Origin of the sequence: Geminicoccus flavidas (assembly GCF_009806515.1) — a bacterium.
Classification (GTDB): Bacteria; Pseudomonadota; Alphaproteobacteria; order Geminicoccales; family Geminicoccaceae; genus Geminicoccus; species Geminicoccus flavidus.
Genome location: NZ_WUJP01000046.1, coordinates 1 through 811, shown reverse-complemented (window position 1 = coordinate 811; position 811 = coordinate 1). Strand labels below are relative to the sequence as shown.

Sequence of the window (811 nt, the reverse complement as noted above, 5' to 3'; positions counted from 1 at the left end):
CCGCGCGGATCGAGCCGGCAGCGCTCGAAGAGCTGTTCGACCTGGGCTACCACCTCAAGCATGTCGACACGATCCTGAACCGCGTGTTCGGGACGGCCTGACGCCGGTGCGAAAGGCCCTGGCAGCGGCGGCACTGCTCCTGGGCCTCGTTGCCGGACCCGCTCAGGCCGGAGCGCTGGTGGAAGGCGTGCTGCGCGGCGTGCCGATCCGGCTGGAGACCGGCACCGATCCCGTGATGGTGCGCGTGCGCCTGGGTCAGGCAGAGCTGCTGGTCGACCTCGGGCGGGATCTGCTCGTGCCGCTCGAGCCGGCAGCCCTGCCAATCGATGCGGCCGATCTGGTCGACGCGACAGCCGGCCAGCGCTTCGTCCTGATGCTCTGGGGCGGGCGCCGACCGACGATCGCGGGTGAGAAGGGCGCTTATTTTGTGCTGACCCGCCTTGGCCGGACCTGCGGCGAGGTGCTGGCCGCCACCTGGACCCGGCCGCTCATCGCGCCACTGGTAGCGGCGATTGATCTTCTGGAGCGCAGCCTGCCATCGCTCCGGCCGGCGGAGTGGCAGGGCTGTGGTGCGGTCCCGTTCCGCGCCTTTGCCGGCCGGGGCTGGCCGCTGCTGGCGGGCGGGCTGGACAGCCGCCAGTTCGAGACTACCCGCATCAGCTTTGATCACCAGCCGGACGAAGGGCGCTTCCAGCGGCCAGGCCCACTCTAGCGCGGCCGTACCCGCGCGGTCGCCTGGGCGCTGGCCGGATCGTCCGGCCAGAAATGCTTGGGGTAGCGGCCGCGCAACTCCTTGCGCGTATCCGGCCAG

The 811-nt window shown here is 71.3% G+C and carries 2 protein-coding genes; one reads left to right on the top strand and one right to left on the bottom strand.

Annotation, left to right across the window (positions count from 1 at the left end; translation table 11 throughout):
* The first annotated feature begins 106 nt into the window (after positions 1-106).
* Entirely contained in the window at positions 107-712 is a 606-nt protein-coding gene (locus EQG76_RS01225) for a hypothetical protein (protein WP_159709867.1), read from the top strand.
* Here the strand turns inward: EQG76_RS01225 and EQG76_RS33225 are convergent.
* Positions 709-811, bottom strand: a 103-nt coding sequence (locus EQG76_RS33225; protein ID WP_407925491.1) for an ATP-dependent helicase C-terminal domain-containing protein, incomplete at its 5' end; no start/stop codon positions are given. The two genes, EQG76_RS01225 and EQG76_RS33225, sit on opposite strands and share 4 nt — an antisense overlap.